Raw genomic sequence first — 18,147 nt, 5'->3', positions numbered from 1 at the left:
GGCCCGGTCAGGCCCGGGCCGCCGCCACCTCCGCGCGCAGCTGCGGCAGCATGTCGTGGTAGACGCCCGGGCACTCGGTCGTGCCGTAGTCCTTGTGCCCGAAGATCTGCGTGGACGCGATCCCGTACTGGTCGCAGGCGTACGCGCACAGCGCCACGAGGACGTCCCATTGTGCCTGCGGCGGCTGCGCGCCCGCGTGGTACTGGCCCTCGCAGGCGATGCCGATGGCCTGCGTGTTCTGGCCGGAGGTGTGGGCGCCGAGCACGAACGTCCGTCCGCCGGTGAGCGCCGGGAGGCTGCCGGTGCGGCCCTCGGTGATCCAGCCGCCCCGGCTCACCAGGAAGTTGTAGCCGGTGTCCACCCACCCGTTGTCGTCCATGTGCAGGTCCTGCACCCAGTGGGCGTGGACGTGCGCCCGGGCACGGGAGTAGTCGGCGGAGTTGGCGGACACGGTGTGGTGGACCACGATCCGGCTGGGACGGTACTGCAGGACGCTGACGGTCCCCTGCGGGGACCGGGCGCCCCAGACCTTCGTGCCGTCGATGTCCGGCTGCACGGCCGCGCCGCCGCGCGCGTGCGCGACACCGGACACGGCGCCGGCGGCGAGCCCGGCCGCGCCGGCGAGCAGGAGACGGCGCCGGAAGAGGTTGCTGGGATGCACGATCACTCCTCGGGAGAAGGGGTGTGGGGCGAAAGCGGAGAGGGGCCGGCGTCCGAGGACGTCCGGCCCCTCCGTGTGGCCGCGTGCGTACGGACCTGTCAGTCCGTCACGTGTTGTTGGCGAGGGCCAGGAGCCGGTCGCGGGAACCGTTGAACTGGTTGCGGTCGACGTTGCCCGAGACGCCGGAGACCGACCCGGTCGAGGTGTACTGCCACACCGTCCAGGTGGGGAAGCCGGCGGGGATGGTGGGCGACGACGCGGAGGTCCAGTGCGCCACCCACAGCGGGCTCTTGGACGACATGCCCGTCCAGCTGCCGGTGCAGGTGTTCCACCAGCTCGCCGTCGTGTAGATGACGACGTCGCGGCCCGTCCGGGCCTTGTAGGTGGTGTAGAAGTCGTTGATCCACGTGCGCATCTGCGTGGTGGACAGGCCGTAGCACATCGCCCCGTACGGGTTGTGCTCGATGTCCAGCACGCCCGGCAGCGTCAGGTTGTCGCGCGACCAGGCACCGCCGTTGCTGGCGAAGTAGGTCGCCTGGTTGGCCCCGTTGGAGGCGTTGGGCAGGGCGAAGTGGTACGCCCCGCGGATCACGCCCGCGGAGTGCGCGGCCGGGTAGTTGGTGTTGAAGCGGGGGTCCTTGTAGCCGGTGCCCTCGGTCGCCTTCATCCAGGCGAACTGGATGCCGGCGTTGCGCACGGAGGTCCAGTTGATGCTGCCCTGCCAGTGCGAGACGTCGATGCCCTGGACGCCGTCGGTGGGGGCCAGCAGCCCGCGCGAAGGCTCCTCGGCGGCGGGGTTGCCCTCGTGGATGCGGGCGCCGACGCCCATGTACGCCTGGCCGGGCTTGATGGTGAGGGGCTGAGGATCGGGCTGCGGTGCGGAGTTCGCACCGGTGGCGGACGTGGCCGTGAGCGCGAGGGCGGCGCCGAGGACGCCGAGCGCGGTGGCCGTGCGTCTGCCGAGGCGGGAGACGTGGGGGAGTACCTGCATGGACTTGCCTCCTGACACATGTGGGGATGAGAAGGAGGTGACGTCGGCCGCTGCCACCTGGGCAGTTCCGTACTTCTTGACGTGCGCGCGTCATTAGTTACGCACGTAGATTGACGAACTGTAAAGAGTCTCCTTGCTTCTCTGGTGGTCTGGTCCACTGTAGGAGCGGATGGCCAGGAAACTTGGGAGCCGAACGGAGGAAACTTTCATCGGATGAAAGCAGGAAACCGGGCTCCGGTGTCCCGGAACCCGGTCGGGTGAACCCCTCTGACGGTGCGACAGAGCCTTACAGCCCGAACAGGGCGGTGTCCTTCGTCAGCTCGCGGAACACGTCCTGCGGGCTCGGCACCAGTTTGCGCTTCTCCAGGTCCAGCAGCCCGCCGACGGCGCTGACCTCCGCCGCGACCGTCCCGTCCGTCTTCGTGACGGTCTGCTCGATGGTGAACGTCTTGCCCCCGCCCCAGTGGAAGACGCAGCTCACGTCCACCTCGTCCCCGGCGAGCAGCTCCCGCTTGTAGCGGATCGTGGTCTCCAGCGCGACCGGGCCCACCCCGTGCGCCTGAAGACGCGACTGCGTGATCCCGGCCTCCTGGAGCAGCGACCAGCGCGCGTGCTCCGCGTAGTTCAGATACACGGCCTGGTTCAGATGACCCTGCACGTCGGTCTCGTATCCGCGCACGGTCACGCGGACGGAATACGGCTTGCTCACTGCGTCCCCTTCACGCCGGTTCGGTTCGTCGCCCGATCCACCGATCTTGGCACGCCCCTCAGACGCGGCGCGGAGAGGCCAGGACGTAACGCCTCCGCGTCCTCGGCTCCGTGTACTCCCCGGCCTGCCAGCCCGCCCCCTCCAGCGTCTCCGCACAGCCCCGCAGCGCGGAGGCGTCAGGCGCGTACACGGCGACGGCGTCCGGCTGCGGGGTGTCCCGCACCCGGTAGCCGTCCTCGCCCTCCGCCGCCCCCGCCGGCCGGTGCCCGGCCGCCTCCAGCGCCAGCGCGGCGGCCTGCACGAGGTGCGTGCGCTCCCAGGCACACGGGCGGTCCGTCGACGCGTCGGGGTTGGTCATGCGGCGCAGTTCGAGCATGCCCTGCCACGCGCTTCTGACTTCCCGCGTGCGGGAGGGGCCCTCGGCGGGGGGTGCGGGCTCGCCGCCCACGCGGGCGGTGAAGACGCCGCCGCCTCCGGTGGGGGTGGGTGCCTGAGGCTCGTTGGGCTCGTTCGCGGCCTCGCGTGCCCGGTGCCCGGCGGGGGTGAGGAAGTGGTCGTGCGGGGGCCGGGGGTGCCGGAAGGCGAGGCCGCGCTTCACCAACGCGGTGAGCTGGGCCTCCGTCCCCTTGAGACGCCCGGTCTCCGGATCGGCGGCCTCGATCAGCCGGCGCTGGGCGGCGGTGAGCGGTCGGGTCATCGGCGCCCGGACGCGTAGGGGAGGAAGGCGGCCCATGGGGTGGGGGAGAAGGTGAGGTGGGGGCCCGGTATCCGCTTCGAGTCGCGTACGTGGACGGCGGCGGGGGCATGGGCGACCTCCACGCACTCGGGGCCGTCGTTCGTGCTGTAGCTGCTCTTGAACCAGGTCAGTTCCGTGCGGGACTTCGCGGTCATGTCTCTCCCAGCACTTTCTCGATGAAGGCCAGCGACTCACGGGGTGTGAGGGCCTGCGCCCGGATGATGCCATAGCGGATCTCCAGGATCTGGATCTCCTTCGGGTCGGAGATCAGCCGGTTAAGCAGCTGAACCTCGACGTGTCCCACGGTGAGCCCCTCCTTGAGCCGCAGCAGCTGGAGCGCCCCTGCCAGACCCGCGTGGTCCTCTCGGTCCGTGGGCAACACCTGAATCTCCACGTTCCGCCGCCGACCAACCTCCAACAGATGTTCGAGCTGCTTGCGCATGACCATTTTGCCCCCGAGAGGCCTGCGCAGCGTGACCTCTTCCTGGACGAAGTTGAACATCGGAGCCGGCTGGTCGGCGAAGACGCGCTGGCGTGCCAGGCGAGCCTCGACGAGTTCGTCGACCTGCTCGTCGGTGTAGGGCGGCCGCCGCATCCTGTACAGCGCCCGCGCGTACTCAGGCGTCTGCAACAGGCCATGCACGACATGGTTGGCGTAGGCGCACAGTTCGACCGCCTGCCCCTCCAACTGCGCCAGATCCCGCACCTTCTTCGGGAAGCGGGCCTTCTCCACGTCCCCCTTCAGGGCGCCGATGAGGCCGTTGGCCTCAAGGGCCCGGTCCGCGGCGTCGAGGAACTCCTCCATCGGCGCCCGCCGCCCCCGCTCGACGGAGGAGACCTGCTCCTCGCTGTACCCGATCTGCGCGCCGAGGGCGGCCTGGGTCAGCCCCGCCCGCTCGCGGCACATCTTGATGACGCGGCCGACGGTCCGCAGGACGGCTGCCGACTCCTCGTCCGCCCCGTAAGGCTCCACGCTCATGTCGCCACACCTCCGGGGTGCTCAACTCACGCCGGGCGCCGGATGTCACGCGTCGCGACCCGGACAGGCCCGGACGGCTTCCGTACACGGCGTGCAGGTCCGGCCGCCGGGGCTGTTCACGGCGGAGCCGGCTGACCACGCTGAGTGACATGAACGTCGAGATCGCCCCGGTGGACGAACACACCGGCCCTTCGCGTCACTTCCGTATCCGCCTGTCGGCGACGGCGAGGGGAGCCCGGCTGGCCCGGCACCTCGCGGCGGAGCAACTGACGTCGTGGGGCTGGCCGTACGACTCCGAGGGCAACCGCACGGCCTCCCTGCTGGTGGCCGAGCTGGCCGCCAACGCCGTACGCCACGGACGGGCACGGGGCCGCGACTTCGCGCTCCGACTGACCCTGTACGCGGAGGACGCCACGCTCCGTATCGAGGTGACGGACGCCCGCCCGGACCGCAGCCCGCCGCTCCCGGGCACTCTCACCCCGGCCGATCCGGCGGGGGAGTCGGGGCGGGGCCTGCTCCTGGTCGAGTCCCTGTCGACGCACTGGGGCGCGACGGCGGGGGACCCGTACACGAAGACGGTGTGGTGCGAGGTCCCGCTGACGTGCCGCACATGACGGCGGAGAACGAGGAACTTACCGGCGGCATGGCGAACGCGGGGGAGGTGGTCCGCCGGGGTGAGGCGGTGGACCGTCCGGGGGCCACGCATCTCACGCGTCCTGCACGCGTCACTCCGTGCGCTGCGGGAGCGGGACTTCGACGCGGCGCCGGCGTCGACGATCGGCAGGAGGGGCGTCGACGACGGGGAGCCGGGCAGGAGGCGTCACTTCGCGGGAAGCGCCGACACGACCTCGGTGAACGCCTTCGGCGCCGCGGGGGCGAAGGGGTTCGATGGACGTATGGAAAGCGCGCTGTGGGGTCGGCTCTCGGTCGAGGCGCGGTCGGAGGTGGACAGGCTCGTCTCCGCCGGGCGCACCGTGCAGGCCATTGCCGTGATGCGTGACCGTGTCGGTCCGCCGAGGCCGAGTCTGCATGAGTGCGTCGATCTGGTGAGCCGGCGACACACCGTGCTGCGGCAGGGCGGCCCGACACACCGTTGAGGGCACACCAACCGCTCGACAGCACGCGCCCCACGGACCGTCCCGCGAGCGACCGCCTCAAGTTCAGTCACGCGGGCACCGTAGTGACCGCCACTGACCATCGGTGCACCCGGCGGTGCCGGTGCCGCCCGCACCGCGCCCGTTGTCGGCGCCCTGTGCCACGCTCGCCCTATGAGCGATCATCCGACGTCTCCCGTCACGCCGCCGCCCGGCCTGTGGGAGTCCATCGACGACCTGTGTGCCTGGCTCGACGCCAACCGGCCGGTCGACGGTCCCGACGGGCTGTTGCTGCGCATCCTGAAGCTGTCGGAGGAGGTCGGCGAGGTCGCCCAGGCCGTGGTCGGGGCCACCGGGCAGAACCCCCGTAAGGGCACCACGCACACCTGGGACGACGTGCGGTCGGAGTTGTGCGACGTCGCCGTCACCGCGCTGGTGGCGCTGCGCACGCTCACCCCGGCCGCCCCCGAGGTGTTCGCCCGGCATCTGGAGGGCGTCACCCGCCGTTCCCTCGGGTCGCGTAGGCCGGATGCCACCGAGGTCTGAGCCGACCTGGCTCAGGGCATCTTGTCCAGCGGCCGTGACGGAGCGTCGCCGGCCCCCGGCCCCGCACCCCGCTTCGCCGCCTGGATCTCCTCGTACACCCGCGTCCGCAGTTCCGTGAAGCGCGGGTCCGCCCGGGTGTGGAGCTGGTCGCGGCGGGCGGGGAGGCCGACCGTGAGCTGTTCCTGGACCACGGTCGGGGACGACGACAGGATGACGACCCGTTCCCCCAGGTAGACGGCCTCGTCGATGTCGTGCGTGATGAACAGGACGGTCACGCCGAGTTTCTGCCACAGCCGGCGGACCAGGTCCTCCAGATCCGCGCGGGTCTGCGCGTCGACCGCCGCGAACGGCTCGTCCATCAGCAGCACTTCCGGCTCGTACGCCACCGCCCGCGCGATGGCGACACGCTGCTGCATACCGCCGGACAACTGCCACGGGTAGGCGCCCGCCGTGTCGTCGAGGCCGACGGCGTGCAGGGCGTGCTCGACCAGCTCCCGGCGCCGGGCCTTCGTCAGGTGCTTCTTCTGGCGCAGCGGCAGTTCGACGTTGTCCCGCACCCGCATCCAGGGGAAGAGACTGCGCCCGTACTCCTGGAACACCACCGCCATCCCGGGCGGCGGCCCGGTGACCCGTCGCCCCCGCAGCACGACCTCGCCGGAGGTGGGTTCGAGCAGACCGGCGACGCATTTCAGCAGCGTCGTCTTGCCGCACCCGGACGGGCCGACGACGCAGACCAGTTCACCGGCGTCCAGGGAGAAGGTGAGGTCGCGCACCGCCTCGACGTTCCGGCCGTGTCCCTCGTAGACCTTCCGCAGGGCCCTCACGTCGAGCATGTGCCGTCCTTTCGTGGGTGCGCGCGGCCGTTGCCCGTCATGACGCCCTCCGGGACCGGCGCAGGCCGTGGTACCAGGCCAGGGCACGGCGTTCCACGGCCCGGAACACCAGGGCGAGGAGGACGCCGAGCAGACCGAGCAGCAGGATGCCGCTCCACATCTCAGGGATCGCGAAGCTCCGCTGGAACTGGACGACGGCGAAGCCCAGTCCGTTGCTGGCCGCGAACATCTCGCTGATGACCATCAGGATGACGCCGATGGACAGTGCCTGCCGGAGTCCCGCGAAGATCTGCGGGGACGCGGACGGCAGGACCAGGTGACGCAGACGCGCGAGGCCCCCCACGCCGTAGGAGCGGGCGGTCTCGGCCAGCACACCGTCGACCGCCCGCACGCCCTCGACCGTGTTCAGCAGCACCGGCCACACACACCCGGAGACGATGACGACGACCTTCATGGTGTCGCCGATCCCCGCGAAGAGCATGATGACGGGCACCAGGACGGGCGGCGGCACGGCGCGCAGGAACTCGAGCACCGGTTCCATAACGGCCCGCGCCCGCGGGAACGTGCCGATGACGACGCCGAGCGCCACACCGAGGACGCCCGCCGCGGTGAAACCGAGGAACAGCCGCGTGACACTGGGCACCACGTCGGCGGTGATCCGCTCGGCCGTCCACACCTCGCGCCCGGTCTCCAGAATGGTGCGCAAGGGCGGCCAGTAGACGTCGGTGCTGCCGGCGGAGGCGAACCACCAGACGGCCGCGAGGAGGACGGGCAGGCCGAGGGCGAGCAGCAGTCGCAGCAGGGCGGTGCGCAGGTGAGGACGACCGGTGCTCGCGCGTCTCACGGGGTCACCTCGCCCCGCACGGACTGGTGCCAGGCCAGCGAGCGGCGCTCCACCGCACGGGCGCTCGCGTTGATCAGGACACCGACGAGTCCGGTGACGGCGACCAGCGCGTACATGTCGGGGACGGCGTGGGACGTCTGCGCAACGGCGATACGGGAGCCCAACCCAGGTGCGCCGATCACGAGTTCAGCGGTGATCGCGAGGACGAGGGCCACGGCCGCGGCGAGCCGTACGCCGGTCATCACGTAGGGCAGGGCGGTCGGCCACAGCACATGACGGATCCGGGCCCAGGTCCCCAGGCCGTAGGAGCGTGCGGTCTCCTCCGCCACGGGGTCGGTGTCCTGGACCCCGTAGAGGACCTGGACGAGGACCTGCCAGAAGGCGGCGTAGACGACCAGCAGCAGGGTGGAGCGCAGATCGGTGCCGAACAGCAGGACGGCGAGGGGGATCAGGGCCACCGAGGGGATGGGCCGCAGGAACTCGACGGTACTGGCCGTCGCCTGCCGCAGATACGGGACGATGCTGATCACCATGCCGGCGGTGATGCCAGCGGCGGTGGCGATGAAGAGGCCGAGGGCCCAGCCGGTCAGGGTGTCGCCGAGTGCCGTCCAGAAGGCGGCGTCGGACAGCTCGCCCATCAGCGCGGTGGCGATGTCGCTGGTGGGCGGAAGATGGCCGGGGGAGACGAACCCGAGCCGGGGCAGCGCCTCGACCAGGGCGAGGAAGCCGCAGAGCCCGGCGAGGCCGAGCAGGGCGTTGCCCGGCCCGGCCCCGCGTCGGCGGACGTCCGAGGGACCGCCGTTCTCCGCTGCCCGGGTCACGGCAGCAGCGAATCCAGATCGGGAGCCTCGTCGAACAGCCCGTCCTGGCGGCCGAGTTCACCCAGCCGCTCCAAGGACGCGCGGTCCGGCTCCTCGGGCCAGCGGGGGAGCGTCAGGGCCCGCAGCGTCTGCTCGGGGATCTTGGTGTAGGTGGCGAGGATCTCCCGGACCTCGTCGGGGTGACCGGCGGCGTAGGCGAGGGACTCACGGGTCGCCTCGGCGAACTTCTTCACCAACTCGGGGTCCTGCTGCGCCAGTTTGTCGGAGGTGAAGTAGAGGGCGATGGTGAGCTCGGGCGAGACGTCGACGAAGTTGGAGGCGACCACCCGTGCGCCCTGCTCCTTGGCGACCGAGAGGGAGGGTTCGACGACCCAGGCGGCGTCGACCTGCCCGGCGTCCAGGGCGGCGGGCATCTGATCGAAGGGCAGCTCCACGAACTGCACGCTCTTGGGGTCGCCGCCGGCCTTGCGCACGGATTCCCGTACGGAGGTGTCGCCGATGTTCTTCAGCGTGTTGACCGCGACCTTCTTCCCGGCCAGGTCCTTCGGCGACTTGACCGGGCTGTCCCCCTTGACGACGACACCGCCGAAGTCCGCGCCCGCCTTCCCGGTGGAGGCCACACCGTTGGCTACGGCCCGTACCGGCACGCTGCGGCTACGGGCCACCATCAGCGAGGTCGTGTTGCTGAACCCGAACTCGAACTGGCCGCTGACCACGCCCGGTACGATCGCGGCGCCGCCCTGGCTGGTCTCCAGCGTGAGGTCGAGGCCGCGCTTCTTGTAGAAGCCCTGCTTCACTCCCAGGTAGACGGGGGCCACGTCGACGATCGGGATCACACCGACCTTCACGGTGGTGACGCCGTCCGACGACGTGCCGGAGGCCCCGGACGAGGACCACCCGCAGGCCGTGACTGTGACGGCGAGCAACGCGACGGCGACAAGTCCGGCTGGCAGACGACGCACAGGGCCTCCTGGTGAGTCACGGTGTGAGTGTGCGCAGGCCGACGAACGTTGCTGCGGGGGAACCTAGGGCCAGGCTCTACGGAGGGTCAACCCATCGGTACGACAGTCTTCAACAACCCCAGCGGGGCAGCGCCGCGCGACAGGACGCCGGTAGCGTGCGTGTGTGACCGACGTATGCAGGAGTACGGCTGACGCCGATGTCGCCCTCGCGGCCGCGCGTGCTGGGGCGGATGTCGTGCGGGGAATGTACGGACGGCGGCTCGGGCGGATGGACAAGGACGCCGGGGACTTCGCAACGGAAGCCGACATCGCCGCCGAAAAGGCCATCCTCGACGTCATCCGTGCCGCGCGGCCCGACGACGCATTCCTCGGGGAGGAGGGCGGGCAGCAGGGCGCCACCGACGCCGCACGCCAATGGCTCGTCGACCCCCTGTGCGGCACGCTCAACTACGCCGTCGGCACCATGCTGGTCGCCGTCGACGTGGCCCTGCGGGACGGCCCTGCGGCTGTGGCAGACCCCTTCAGCGGCGAGGTGTTCCTCACCGACGGGCGAACCGCCCATGTGCGAGGGCAGCACGGGACGGACGGCATCCCGCTCACCCCCACCCCCGACACCGGTCTGGTCGACCTCAACCTCGACCCGCCGTTCCCGAGCGCGCCCGCCCTCCGGGCCGTGCAGCTTCTGACCAACCCGGCCTTCACCGCGACCTTCCGACCCCGCGTCGGCTCCACCTCGCTCGCCCTCGCCTGGGTGGCGGCGGGCAAACGCGCCGCGTACGTCACCGACGGCGGCGACCTGACCGGCAGCGTGCACTTCGGGGCAGGCATCGCCCTGTGCCGCGCCGCCGGCTGCGTCGTCACCGGCATCGATGGCGCCCCGCTCGGCCCGACCGGCCGCGGGCTGGTGGCCGCCGCCGACGAGGAGACCCACGGTCTGCTACTGGCGATGCTGCGTCAGAAAACCCCCGCCAGCCGCTGAGGCCCAGTCGAGGGCGGCCGCCCGCTCCGCGACATCGGCGGGTGCCGCCGAGATCACCGCGTCGAGCGCCGCCCGCGCACTCTGCAGATCGGTGATCGCCCGGGTGATTCGCTGCCGCTCCCGGGCCGGGTTGGCGAGAAGGCCGGGGCACGTCGGCACCAGCCGCTCACCGTCGTCGCCCAGGCAGGGCAGGACGGTCACGATGGTCGCCGCGTTCAGGCCGGCGGACTGCAGGCCGCGGCGCACCTCCGCCGGGCCGCCGCTCGGTTCCCCTCTGTGGCCCCGAAGCGACCACTGCATGCCACACCTGCACTGGCCTGATCCGTCGGCACGCCTTCCTCCAACAGCCAAGGAGCCCCTTCTCCTCGAATCACTGTGCCAAGTAAGTTCACGTGCGCATATGGGTTGATGATGCACCAGCAGGTGCCGACGGGGGGTTGCGTGATGGTGGGCCACAGGCCGAGTGACTGGCATGTTCTGGACCTGGCCAAGGACCCGACCCCCGGGGATCCGCAGCGGGTGCGCACGCTCGCCAAGACGCTGCACGACTTCGCCGACGACGTGTCCGAGGCGTTGCGTCTGGTGAGGGGCATGGCGGGGGAGAGCACGCTCGCGGAGTGGGCGGGAAAGTCGGCCACCGTCTTCAAGGAGGAGTTCTCCGGCGTACCGAAGAACCTGAAGAAGCTCGAGAAGTCCTACGGCATGTGCGGTGACGCGCTCGCCGACTTCTGGCCGAAGCTGGAGCGGGCGCAGGCTCTGGCGGACAAGGCGCTGCGTCAGGCGCGGGAGGCACGGGAGAACCTGTCCTCGGCGCAGTCGAAGCTCGCCTCGGCTGAGTCGTGGGTGACGCGGGCGTCGAAGGAGGCCGACAAGTACAAGGACGACCCGACCGGCAGCAAGTCGGACGCCGACAAACCGGACGAGGCAAAGGTCCGCGCGGCCACCCGGGACGTCCAGCAGGCCCAGACCGCGCAGACCAACGCCCAGTCGGCCGTGGATGACGCGCAGAGCGCGCTGGACGCGGCGAAGAAGATGGCCGAGGACGCGCGCAAGATGCGTGAGGACGCGGCCCGCGAGGCCAAGTCGAAAATCGACGAGGCGTCGGACGCCGGCATCCAGAACCGGTCGTGGTGGGAGGACATCGGGGACTGGTTCACCGACAACTGGGACTCGATCGTCGCGGTCTGCAAGGTCGTCGTCGCGGTCGTCGGCATCGTCGCGATGATCATCGGGGGGCCGATCCTCGCCGCGATCGTCGTCGTGGCCGCTCTTGTCGTCCTCGCCGACACTCTCAACAAATATCGCAAAGGACAGGTGTCGCTGTGGGACGTGGGGCTGGCAGCCCTGGACTGCATACCCGGAGTCAAGGGCCTCACATCCCTCGGAGCGATCGCCAAAGGAATGAAGGGGATGGCCGCCGCCGTCCGGGGCGGCCTGAAGACGTTGCGCTCCGGCGCCAAGGACCTTCTCGCGAAAGCCAAGCCCTACAAGGGCCGGTGCCGGGGCGGCGACCCGATCGACATGGTGTCCGGCGAGATGCTCATGGAGCAGGTGGACCTGGAACTCGGCGGGCTCCTGCCGCTGATCGTCCGGCGTACTCATGTCTCCACCTACCGCTGGGGACGCTACTTCGGGCGCAGTTGGGCATCGACGCTGGACCAACGCCTGGAGATCGACGACCAGGGAGTGGTGTTCGCCAGTGAGGACGGCATGCTCCTGGCCTATCCGATTCCCGCGCCCGGCACCGCGACCCTGCCTCTTGAAGGGCCTCGACGGCCGTTGACGTGGAACGGTGACGGCGGAGGCACGATCACCGTGCACGACGACGAGACCGGACGAGCGCATCACTTCGCCCCCGGCGCACGGCGCGACGGTGACACTGCCGCCTACATCCTGCCCCTCGCCGCGATCACCGATCGCAATGGGCACCGCATCGACTTCCTCTACGACGAGGCGGGCGACCTCGCCGAGCTGCGCCACTCGGGCGGCTACCGGGTGGCCGTCGCCACGGAACACGGCCGGGTCACGTCATTGAGCGTTCGCAGCTCCCCGGAAGACGGCTACGGCGCGGAAGCCCACGTACCGTGGGCGGCGGTGCGACGTTACCGCTACGACGCGGAGGGCAACCTCTGCGCCGTCTCCGACGGGCAGGGCCGGAGCTTCCAGTTCACCTACGACGCCGAGTCCCGCATCACGAGCTGGACCGACCGCAACGGTGGCTGGTACCGCTACACCTATGACGAGCGGCACAGGGTTACGGCCGGCAGGGGAGCGGACGGCTTTCTGGACTGCTCCCTCATCTACGACGACGCGGCACGCGTCAACAGGTACCTGAACTCCCTTGGCCGGGTCACTGCGTACCGGTTCGACGAGCGTCTGCAACTCGTCCAGGTCACCGACCCCCTGGGAGCGTCGACCCACCGGGAGTGGGACCGGAACGGACGTCTGGTCTCCTGGACCGACCCGCTGGGCCGCACGACCCGTCAGGTCTTCGACACGGCCGGTCACCTGACCGAGGTGGTCAGGCCCGACCTCAGCTCGTTCCGGGCCGAGTACGACGACGCAGGCCGCACCCTCCGGCTCACGGAACCCGACGGTTCGTTCTGGAGCTACACCTATGACGGGCAAGGAAATCGCCTGACCGTCACCGACCCGTCCGGCGCAACCACCCGCTACGGCTACGACGCCATGGGGCGGCCCGTCTCGGTCACCGACGCGCTCGGTCACACCCGGCACATCCAGACCGACCCGGCCGGCCTGCCAGTGGCCTTCACCGACCCGGAGGGCCGGACGACCCGAGCGCGGCGCGACTCCTTCGGACGCGTGACCGCGGTGACCGACCCCTCCGGTGCCACCGACCGATTCGGCTGGACCGTCGAAGGACTGGCCTCGTGGCGCTCCTTCCCGGACGGCGCGACGGAGGCGTGGAGCTGGGACGGTGAAGGCAACCTCGTCTCCCACACGGCCCGCAACGGTGCGGTCACCTCGTACGAGTTCACCCACTTCCACCAGCCCACCTCCCGCATCACACCGGACGGCCGCCGCTACACGTTCGCCTACGACACCGAACTGAACCTGACCGGTGTTCACAACGCGGACGGCCGTACCTGGCAGTACGCGTACGACGAGGCCAACCGCCTGATTCAGGAGACGGACTTCAACGGCCGCACGCTCGCCTACACACACGACGCGGCCGGGCAGCGAACCTCGTGGACCAACGGCGCAGGACAGACCACCGACGTGACCGTGGACCTGCTCGGCCGGCCACGCCAGTACCGCACGGCGGACGAGGTCACCACCTACGAGTACGACAGCGCCGGCTCACTGCTCCGGGCGGCGAACCGCGACACCACGGTCGAACGCACCTATGACCCCATGGGCCGCACCTTGACCGAAACGGTCAACGGCCGGACCACTACTTACACCTACGACGCCCTCGGTCGCCGCATCAGCCGACGTACGCCCTCGGGCATAACCTCGACCTGGACCTACGAGGCGACGGGCCACCCACACACCTTGACCGGCACCGGCAGCCAACTGCGCTTCGGTTACGACACCGCGCACCGTGAGATCCGCAGGACCATCGGCACGGAGGCGGTGCTCCACCAGAGCTGGGACGGCTCCGGCCGATTGACCAGGCAATCGGTGACCACTCCGAGCCACGGCAGTGACGACGCGGGCGGTGAGCTGCTCCAGCATCGCACCTACGAGTACGACCTTGACGGAGCGCTCAGGGAGATCGACGAGCTGCTCGGCGAGAGCCGCCGGTTCGACGTGGATCCGGTCGGCCGGCTGACCGCCGTCAGGACCGCCGACCGTGAGGAGAGTTACGGGTATGACCGCGCGGGTAACCTCATCAGCACCTCCTCGCACGGTGGCACAGCGGAACCGCAGCCCCGCGAATTTGACGGTACGAGACTGCGTCGCGCCGGACGCACCACCTACGCCTATGACGGCCAAGGACGCCTGATCCGCAAGACGGTCCGTCTCCTCAGCGGCGGGCGCGTCACCTCCCACTTCGGGTGGAGCCCGGAGGACCGCCTGGTCCGGACCGTCACACCGGACGGAACTGAGTGGCGCTACACGTACGATCCGGACGGCCGACGTGTCGGCAAACAGCGCCTCGGCACAGACGGGGACGTCCTGGAGGAGACGACGTTCAGCTGGGACGGAACACGCCTCGCCGAACAGATCGAGACCGACGGCACCGTCACCACGTGGGACTACGCGCCGGGTTCCTACCGGCCCGTCGCCCAGACGGTGAGCGGTAGCCGCGAACGCCCGGCGGCGGGTCGAGGCGGAGGCGACCCGAGCGACATCGACGCCCGCTTCTACGCCATCGTCACTGACCTCGTCGGAACGCCGACCGAACTCGTCTCGGCGGACGGCCGAATAGTCTGGCACCGCAGATTCACGGCCTGGGGGCAACCGACCGGTGCACCACACACGGACTCGGAAGCCGAGTGCCCGCTGCGCTTCCCCGGGCAGTACGCGGACGCTGAGACCGGCTGGAACTACAACTACTTCCGTTACTACGACCCGGAGACCGCGCGCTACCTCAGCGCTGATCCGCTGGGCCTGGCCCCGGACCCGAACGACTATGCCTACGTCACCAACCCGCTCCTGCTCCTCGACCCGCTGGGTCTCATCCGCGTCCGCGGCCAGCGCGGCCGGTGGGAGAGGGACCCGAACTCGCCCGTACAGACCCACAACCGCGACACCGAGTACCCTGGCAGCTATCGCCAGTCCACCCATGACGCCATGGCCGCCACGTGGACCGACGAGGGCATCGCCCAGGGCGGCACACCGATGCGTCCCACCGGACAGCTCGACCCTCAAGGCCGTCAGATCATGGAACGCATCCCCAGGTCCGAGCTGACCTGGCGCAACGCCGCAGGCGAAATCATCCCGTCCAACCAGCTCACGTACGAGCACCTCACACCAGTGGTCGATCACTGGAACCAGACGGGCTACCGTTCCGACCGGGCCACCCGCAACGACTTCTACAACGATCCCGACAACATGGAGCCCATGACGAGAAGCGAAAACTCCCGTGGTGGCGCGCTCATGGACGCCACCTACCGCCAGGATGTCCACCCCACCCTCTACTCATGCAGCTAGGGCCCCCATCCCGAGCACAGGAGCCACCCTCATGAACCTTGAATCCGTCCTGTCCGCCATGCCCGGCGCCGCTCCCGTTCCGGGCCTGGGTAGCGCGTGGCGGTGGTCACCGAACCCGATGTTCACCTTCACCGCCGCACTCTCCACCGACGGCAGGCACAATCTGCAGGTCAACGTACGTGGCCCCTACGACGAGGCGCTCGTCACCGCGCTGCTCGCCCACGCCCGCGCCCATGACGGCACCTTCGTGCGACAGGGGCGGCCCCTGGTGTCCATCGGCGGCTTCCACCACGACGGGACACGGTTCGACACCGTGGGGGTGGCGGCAGCCGAGGTGCACGGCTACCACGCCACCGAGAACCCCGAGCTGTCCGCCGTCACCTACGCCGTCTTCCCCGCCTACACCAGTGAGATCTCGGGCAGGGAGAACGAGGAGGAGGCGTGGGGCAGGTTCCGGAAGATGCTGCAGCCGAACAAGCTCGACCGCATCGAGGTGCCCTTCGTCAAGATGCGCTACCACAACACCCGCACCCAGAGCATGAGCAAGGGCGACGCCCGCGGCTTCGCGCCCCTGGACACGCTGGTGCGGGAACTGGGGCTGCTCGACGGCGCTCCCGGCAGCTTCGTCGAGTGGGAGAACCGGCACGGTGACGTCCGGCGGGCGGACAGTACGGGCACCGGCCTCACGCTGACGCACGACGCGACGCAGGAAACGGTGAACCCCGGACAACTGGAGGCCGTGGCCCGCACCAGCGTTCAGTGAGCCGCTGCGAGCGGCAACCGATCTACGGTCAGGTCTGTGGGAACGGCGCCCACCGGGCCAGCCCGAACCCGCCGCCCTCCCGCCGGATCTCGAAGGCCCCCTGCCCCGGCAGATGAGCGGGGAACACCAACGCGCGATGGTCGGCCGCGTACGCGAACATCCGTGCGCGGCTGGCGCGTGCGCCCTCCTCGTCCTCCTCGAAGCAGCTGTTCAGATGCGGCTCGTGGATCTGGACCGCCCCGTGCAGCAGGTCCCCGGCGAACACCGCCCGCTCACCCCCGGACTCCAGATGGACGACCGCCGAACCCGGGGTGTGGCCGGGCGCCGGTTCCAGCCGGAGGTTGCCGTCGATGACGTAGGAGTCCTCCCATGTCGTGACGAGCCCCGCGTCGATCACGGGCTGGACGCTGTCCTCGTACACGTTCTGGTTGCCCCGCCCGAACCGCGTGCGGTGCAGGTTGTCCGGATGCCAGTACGCCACGTCGATCGCCGGCATGAGGTACGTGGCGTTGGGGAAGGTGGGCACCCAGTCGCGGCCCTCGAGGTACGTGTTCCAGCCGACGTGGTCGTCGTGCAGATGGGTGTTGACGACGAGGTCCACGTCCTCGGGGCGGATGCCGGCGGCGGCCAGGTTGGCCAGGTAGCCGGTGTCCAGGTACGACCAGATCGGCTGAAGCGGACGGTACTTGCCGTTCCCCGCCCCCGTGTCGATCACGATCACCCGGCCCTCGCTGCGCACCACCCACGACTGGGTGGCGACGCGGGTCAGGTCGGTACGGGGGTCCCAGTGGTCCGGGTCCAGCAGCTCGGCGTGCCGCTGCCACTCCTCCGGCGTGCTGCCGGGGAAGAAGACGCCGGTCGTCATGGGGGAGGTCTCGGAGAACTCGATGACGCGGGAGATCTCGACCTCCCCCAGGCGGAGCGTGGTGACCTGGGGCTGTGCGGTGCGGGCGGTGGGCATGGGTCTCCTCCTACAGGGTGGGGGCAGAGGTGGCGTGCCGCTTCCGCAGCGGGCGGCGCGGCCGTACGACCGACTCTGCGGGCCCCGCCCCGCCCGCCACCAGCCCCGCCCCTGCCTACCCCTGGCAGGTACAGGCTCCCGCCCACCGCCCCCGCGCATACTGGCCGCATGGACGACCGCACATCACCGCTCGGCGCGTTCCTGAAGGCGCGGCGGGCGCGGCTGAGCCCCGACGACGTCGGCCTGCCCCGGTACGGGGACCGACGGCGCGTCCCCGGCCTCCGACGCGAGGAGGTCGCGCTGCTCGCGGGCGTCAGCGCCGGCTACTACACCCGGCTCGAACAGGGGCAACAGGCCAACGCCTCACCGGAGGTACTCGACGCGCTGGCACGGGCGTTGCGCCTGTCCCCGCCCGAACGGGACCACCTGCTCGACCTCTCCTCGACGGCCGGCCACCGCACCCGCCGCCCGACCGCACCGGGCGGCGCGGAGACGGCCTCCGCCGATCTGCGCACGCTCCTCACCACCATGGCCGCCCACGTGCCGGCCCTGGTCGTCGGCCGCCGCAACGACGTCCTGGCGTGGAACGGCACCGGTCACGCGCTCCTCGCCCCCCACCTGGACGTCGCCGCGCCCGACGATCCCGGCACCCGGCCCAACCTGTCCCGCCTGGTCTTCCTGGACGCCCCCACCCGCGCCCTGTACCGCGACTGGCCCGCGAAGGCCCGCGCGGTGGTCGGCAACCTGCGCATCCTGGCCGCGCGCAACCCGGGAGACACCCACCTCGCCGCGCTGATCACCGAACTGACGGCACGGAGCGCGGAATTCGTGACCATCTGGGACGCCCACACCGTCGACCCCTGCGGCCGCGACGCACACACCCTCGCCCACCCGGTCGTCGGCGAACTGACGGTCATCCAGCAGACGTTCGACATCCCGAAGGAACCGCATCAGTCCCTGGTCACCTTCACGGCGGAGCCCGGCTCGCCCTCGGCGGCAGCCCTGGAGGCCCTGAAATCCCGTGGACGGCCCGTGGACGCCCCCGTACCGTATGCCTCCACGCCCTGACGCGGACGGAAGGAGGCGAGTGCCGTGCGGTTCACACCTTTCCAGCGTTCCCCTCTCCACTGTCCCGGCGTGCACGACG

Annotated in this window: 19 protein-coding genes; 7 read left to right on the top strand and 12 right to left on the bottom strand. The window is 70.4% G+C overall.

Translation table 11 applies throughout. The features are described 5' to 3' along the window. Positions 1–7 precede the first annotated feature (7 nt). The 6 genes from ACF1AG_RS06635 to ACF1AG_RS06610 all read right to left on the bottom strand — a co-directional run bounded on the left by ACF1AG_RS06635 (position 8) and on the right by ACF1AG_RS06610 (position 4,076). Positions 8–661 carry a peptidoglycan recognition family protein gene (locus ACF1AG_RS06635; RefSeq protein ID WP_359599557.1) on the bottom strand — a complete coding sequence of 218 codons (654 nt, stop codon included), beginning with the start codon at positions 659–661 and terminating at the stop codon, positions 8–10. Positions 662–767: 106 nt separating this feature from the next. Continuing rightward, entirely contained in the window at positions 768–1,652 is an 885-nt protein-coding gene (locus tag ACF1AG_RS06630) for a lysozyme (RefSeq protein WP_391809394.1), read from the bottom strand. Positions 1,653–1,938: 286 nt separating this feature from the next. Continuing rightward, the gene (locus ACF1AG_RS06625) at positions 1,939–2,361 is read right to left on the bottom strand and encodes an acyl-CoA thioesterase (protein WP_359599559.1); all 423 of its coding nucleotides are present in this window, start codon (positions 2,359–2,361) and stop codon (positions 1,939–1,941) included. Positions 2,362–2,419: 58 nt separating this feature from the next. Continuing rightward, positions 2,420–3,058 (bottom strand): hypothetical protein, encoded by a 639-nt coding sequence (locus tag ACF1AG_RS06620; protein ID WP_359599560.1) that lies wholly within the window; start codon positions 3,056–3,058, stop codon positions 2,420–2,422. After that, complete coding sequence (locus ACF1AG_RS06615) at positions 3,055–3,252, bottom strand: DUF397 domain-containing protein (RefSeq protein ID WP_391809393.1); 198 nt, start codon at positions 3,250–3,252, stop codon at positions 3,055–3,057. The genes ACF1AG_RS06620 and ACF1AG_RS06615 overlap by 4 nt, the downstream gene beginning before the upstream one ends. After that, positions 3,249–4,076, bottom strand: a complete 828-nt coding sequence (locus ACF1AG_RS06610) for a helix-turn-helix domain-containing protein (protein ID WP_391809392.1) — start codon at positions 4,074–4,076, stop codon at positions 3,249–3,251. The genes ACF1AG_RS06615 and ACF1AG_RS06610 overlap by 4 nt, the downstream gene beginning before the upstream one ends. A 149-nt stretch (positions 4,077–4,225) precedes the next feature. Here ACF1AG_RS06610 and ACF1AG_RS06605 point away from each other — a divergent pair, with 149 nt between their 5' ends. The 3 genes from ACF1AG_RS06605 (at position 4,226) to ACF1AG_RS06595 (ending at position 5,716) form a co-directional block, all read left to right on the top strand. Then, complete coding sequence (locus ACF1AG_RS06605) at positions 4,226–4,690, top strand: ATP-binding protein (protein ID WP_391809391.1); 465 nt, start codon at positions 4,226–4,228, stop codon at positions 4,688–4,690. Positions 4,691–4,972: 282 nt separating this feature from the next. Further along, on the top strand, positions 4,973–5,173 hold the full coding sequence (locus ACF1AG_RS06600) for a hypothetical protein (RefSeq protein WP_387795340.1): 201 nt from the start codon (positions 4,973–4,975) through the stop codon (positions 5,171–5,173). A 171-nt stretch (positions 5,174–5,344) separates the two neighbouring features. Further along, entirely contained in the window at positions 5,345–5,716 is a 372-nt protein-coding gene (locus tag ACF1AG_RS06595) for a MazG-like family protein (RefSeq protein ID WP_359599565.1), read from the top strand. Positions 5,717–5,727: 11 nt separating this feature from the next. On the opposite strand, the gene ACF1AG_RS06590 is transcribed toward ACF1AG_RS06595, so the two are convergent. From ACF1AG_RS06590 to ACF1AG_RS06575, 4 genes are all read right to left on the bottom strand, one after another. Further along, on the bottom strand, positions 5,728–6,549 hold the full coding sequence (locus tag ACF1AG_RS06590; RefSeq protein ID WP_391809390.1) for an ABC transporter ATP-binding protein: 822 nt from the start codon (positions 6,547–6,549) through the stop codon (positions 5,728–5,730). A 37-nt stretch (positions 6,550–6,586) separates the two neighbouring features. Next, complete coding sequence (locus ACF1AG_RS06585; RefSeq protein WP_359599656.1) at positions 6,587–7,363, bottom strand: ABC transporter permease subunit; 777 nt, start codon at positions 7,361–7,363, stop codon at positions 6,587–6,589. Positions 7,364–7,389: 26 nt separating this feature from the next. Next, positions 7,390–8,145: an ABC transporter permease gene (locus ACF1AG_RS06580; RefSeq protein ID WP_359599657.1), complete on the bottom strand. Its 756-nt coding sequence runs from the start codon at positions 8,143–8,145 to the stop codon at positions 7,390–7,392. A gap of 65 nt (positions 8,146–8,210) precedes the next feature. Then, positions 8,211–9,176, bottom strand: coding sequence for an ABC transporter substrate-binding protein (locus tag ACF1AG_RS06575; protein WP_359599569.1), 966 nt, complete (start codon positions 9,174–9,176; stop codon positions 8,211–8,213). A 244-nt stretch (positions 9,177–9,420) separates the two neighbouring features. Here ACF1AG_RS06575 and ACF1AG_RS06570 point away from each other — a divergent pair, with 244 nt between their 5' ends. Further along, complete coding sequence (locus ACF1AG_RS06570; RefSeq protein ID WP_359599570.1) at positions 9,421–10,155, top strand: inositol monophosphatase family protein; 735 nt, start codon at positions 9,421–9,423, stop codon at positions 10,153–10,155. On the opposite strand, the gene ACF1AG_RS06565 is transcribed toward ACF1AG_RS06570, so the two are convergent. Continuing rightward, a complete protein-coding gene (locus ACF1AG_RS06565; RefSeq protein WP_359599572.1) occupies positions 10,114–10,455 on the bottom strand; it encodes a hypothetical protein in 342 nt (113 codons plus the stop codon). The two genes, ACF1AG_RS06570 and ACF1AG_RS06565, sit on opposite strands and share 42 nt — an antisense overlap. Before the next feature lie 144 nt (positions 10,456–10,599). Between ACF1AG_RS06565 and ACF1AG_RS06560 the strand changes: the two genes are divergently transcribed. After that, positions 10,600–15,276, top strand: coding sequence for an RHS repeat-associated core domain-containing protein (locus tag ACF1AG_RS06560; protein WP_359599573.1), 4,677 nt, complete (start codon positions 10,600–10,602; stop codon positions 15,274–15,276). Positions 15,277–15,307: 31 nt separating this feature from the next. Continuing rightward, the gene (locus ACF1AG_RS06555) at positions 15,308–16,039 is read left to right on the top strand and encodes a hypothetical protein (protein ID WP_359599574.1); all 732 of its coding nucleotides are present in this window, start codon (positions 15,308–15,310) and stop codon (positions 16,037–16,039) included. 28 nt (positions 16,040–16,067) lie between these two features. Here the strand turns inward: ACF1AG_RS06555 and ACF1AG_RS06550 are convergent, their stop codons facing one another. After that, entirely contained in the window at positions 16,068–17,000 is a 933-nt protein-coding gene (locus tag ACF1AG_RS06550) for an MBL fold metallo-hydrolase (RefSeq protein WP_359599575.1), read from the bottom strand. Positions 17,001–17,168: 168 nt separating this feature from the next. On the opposite strand from ACF1AG_RS06550, the gene ACF1AG_RS06545 reads away from it, so the two are divergent. Continuing rightward, positions 17,169–18,068, top strand: coding sequence for a helix-turn-helix transcriptional regulator (locus ACF1AG_RS06545; RefSeq protein WP_359599576.1), 900 nt, complete (start codon positions 17,169–17,171; stop codon positions 18,066–18,068). The last annotated feature ends 79 nt before the right edge of the window (positions 18,069–18,147 follow it).

This window comes from Streptomyces sp. NPDC014764 (genome assembly GCF_043082785.1).
Taxonomy (GTDB): Bacteria; Actinomycetota; Actinomycetes; order Streptomycetales; family Streptomycetaceae; genus Streptomyces; species Streptomyces althioticus.
This window is presented reverse-complemented; position numbering and strand designations above follow the sequence as displayed.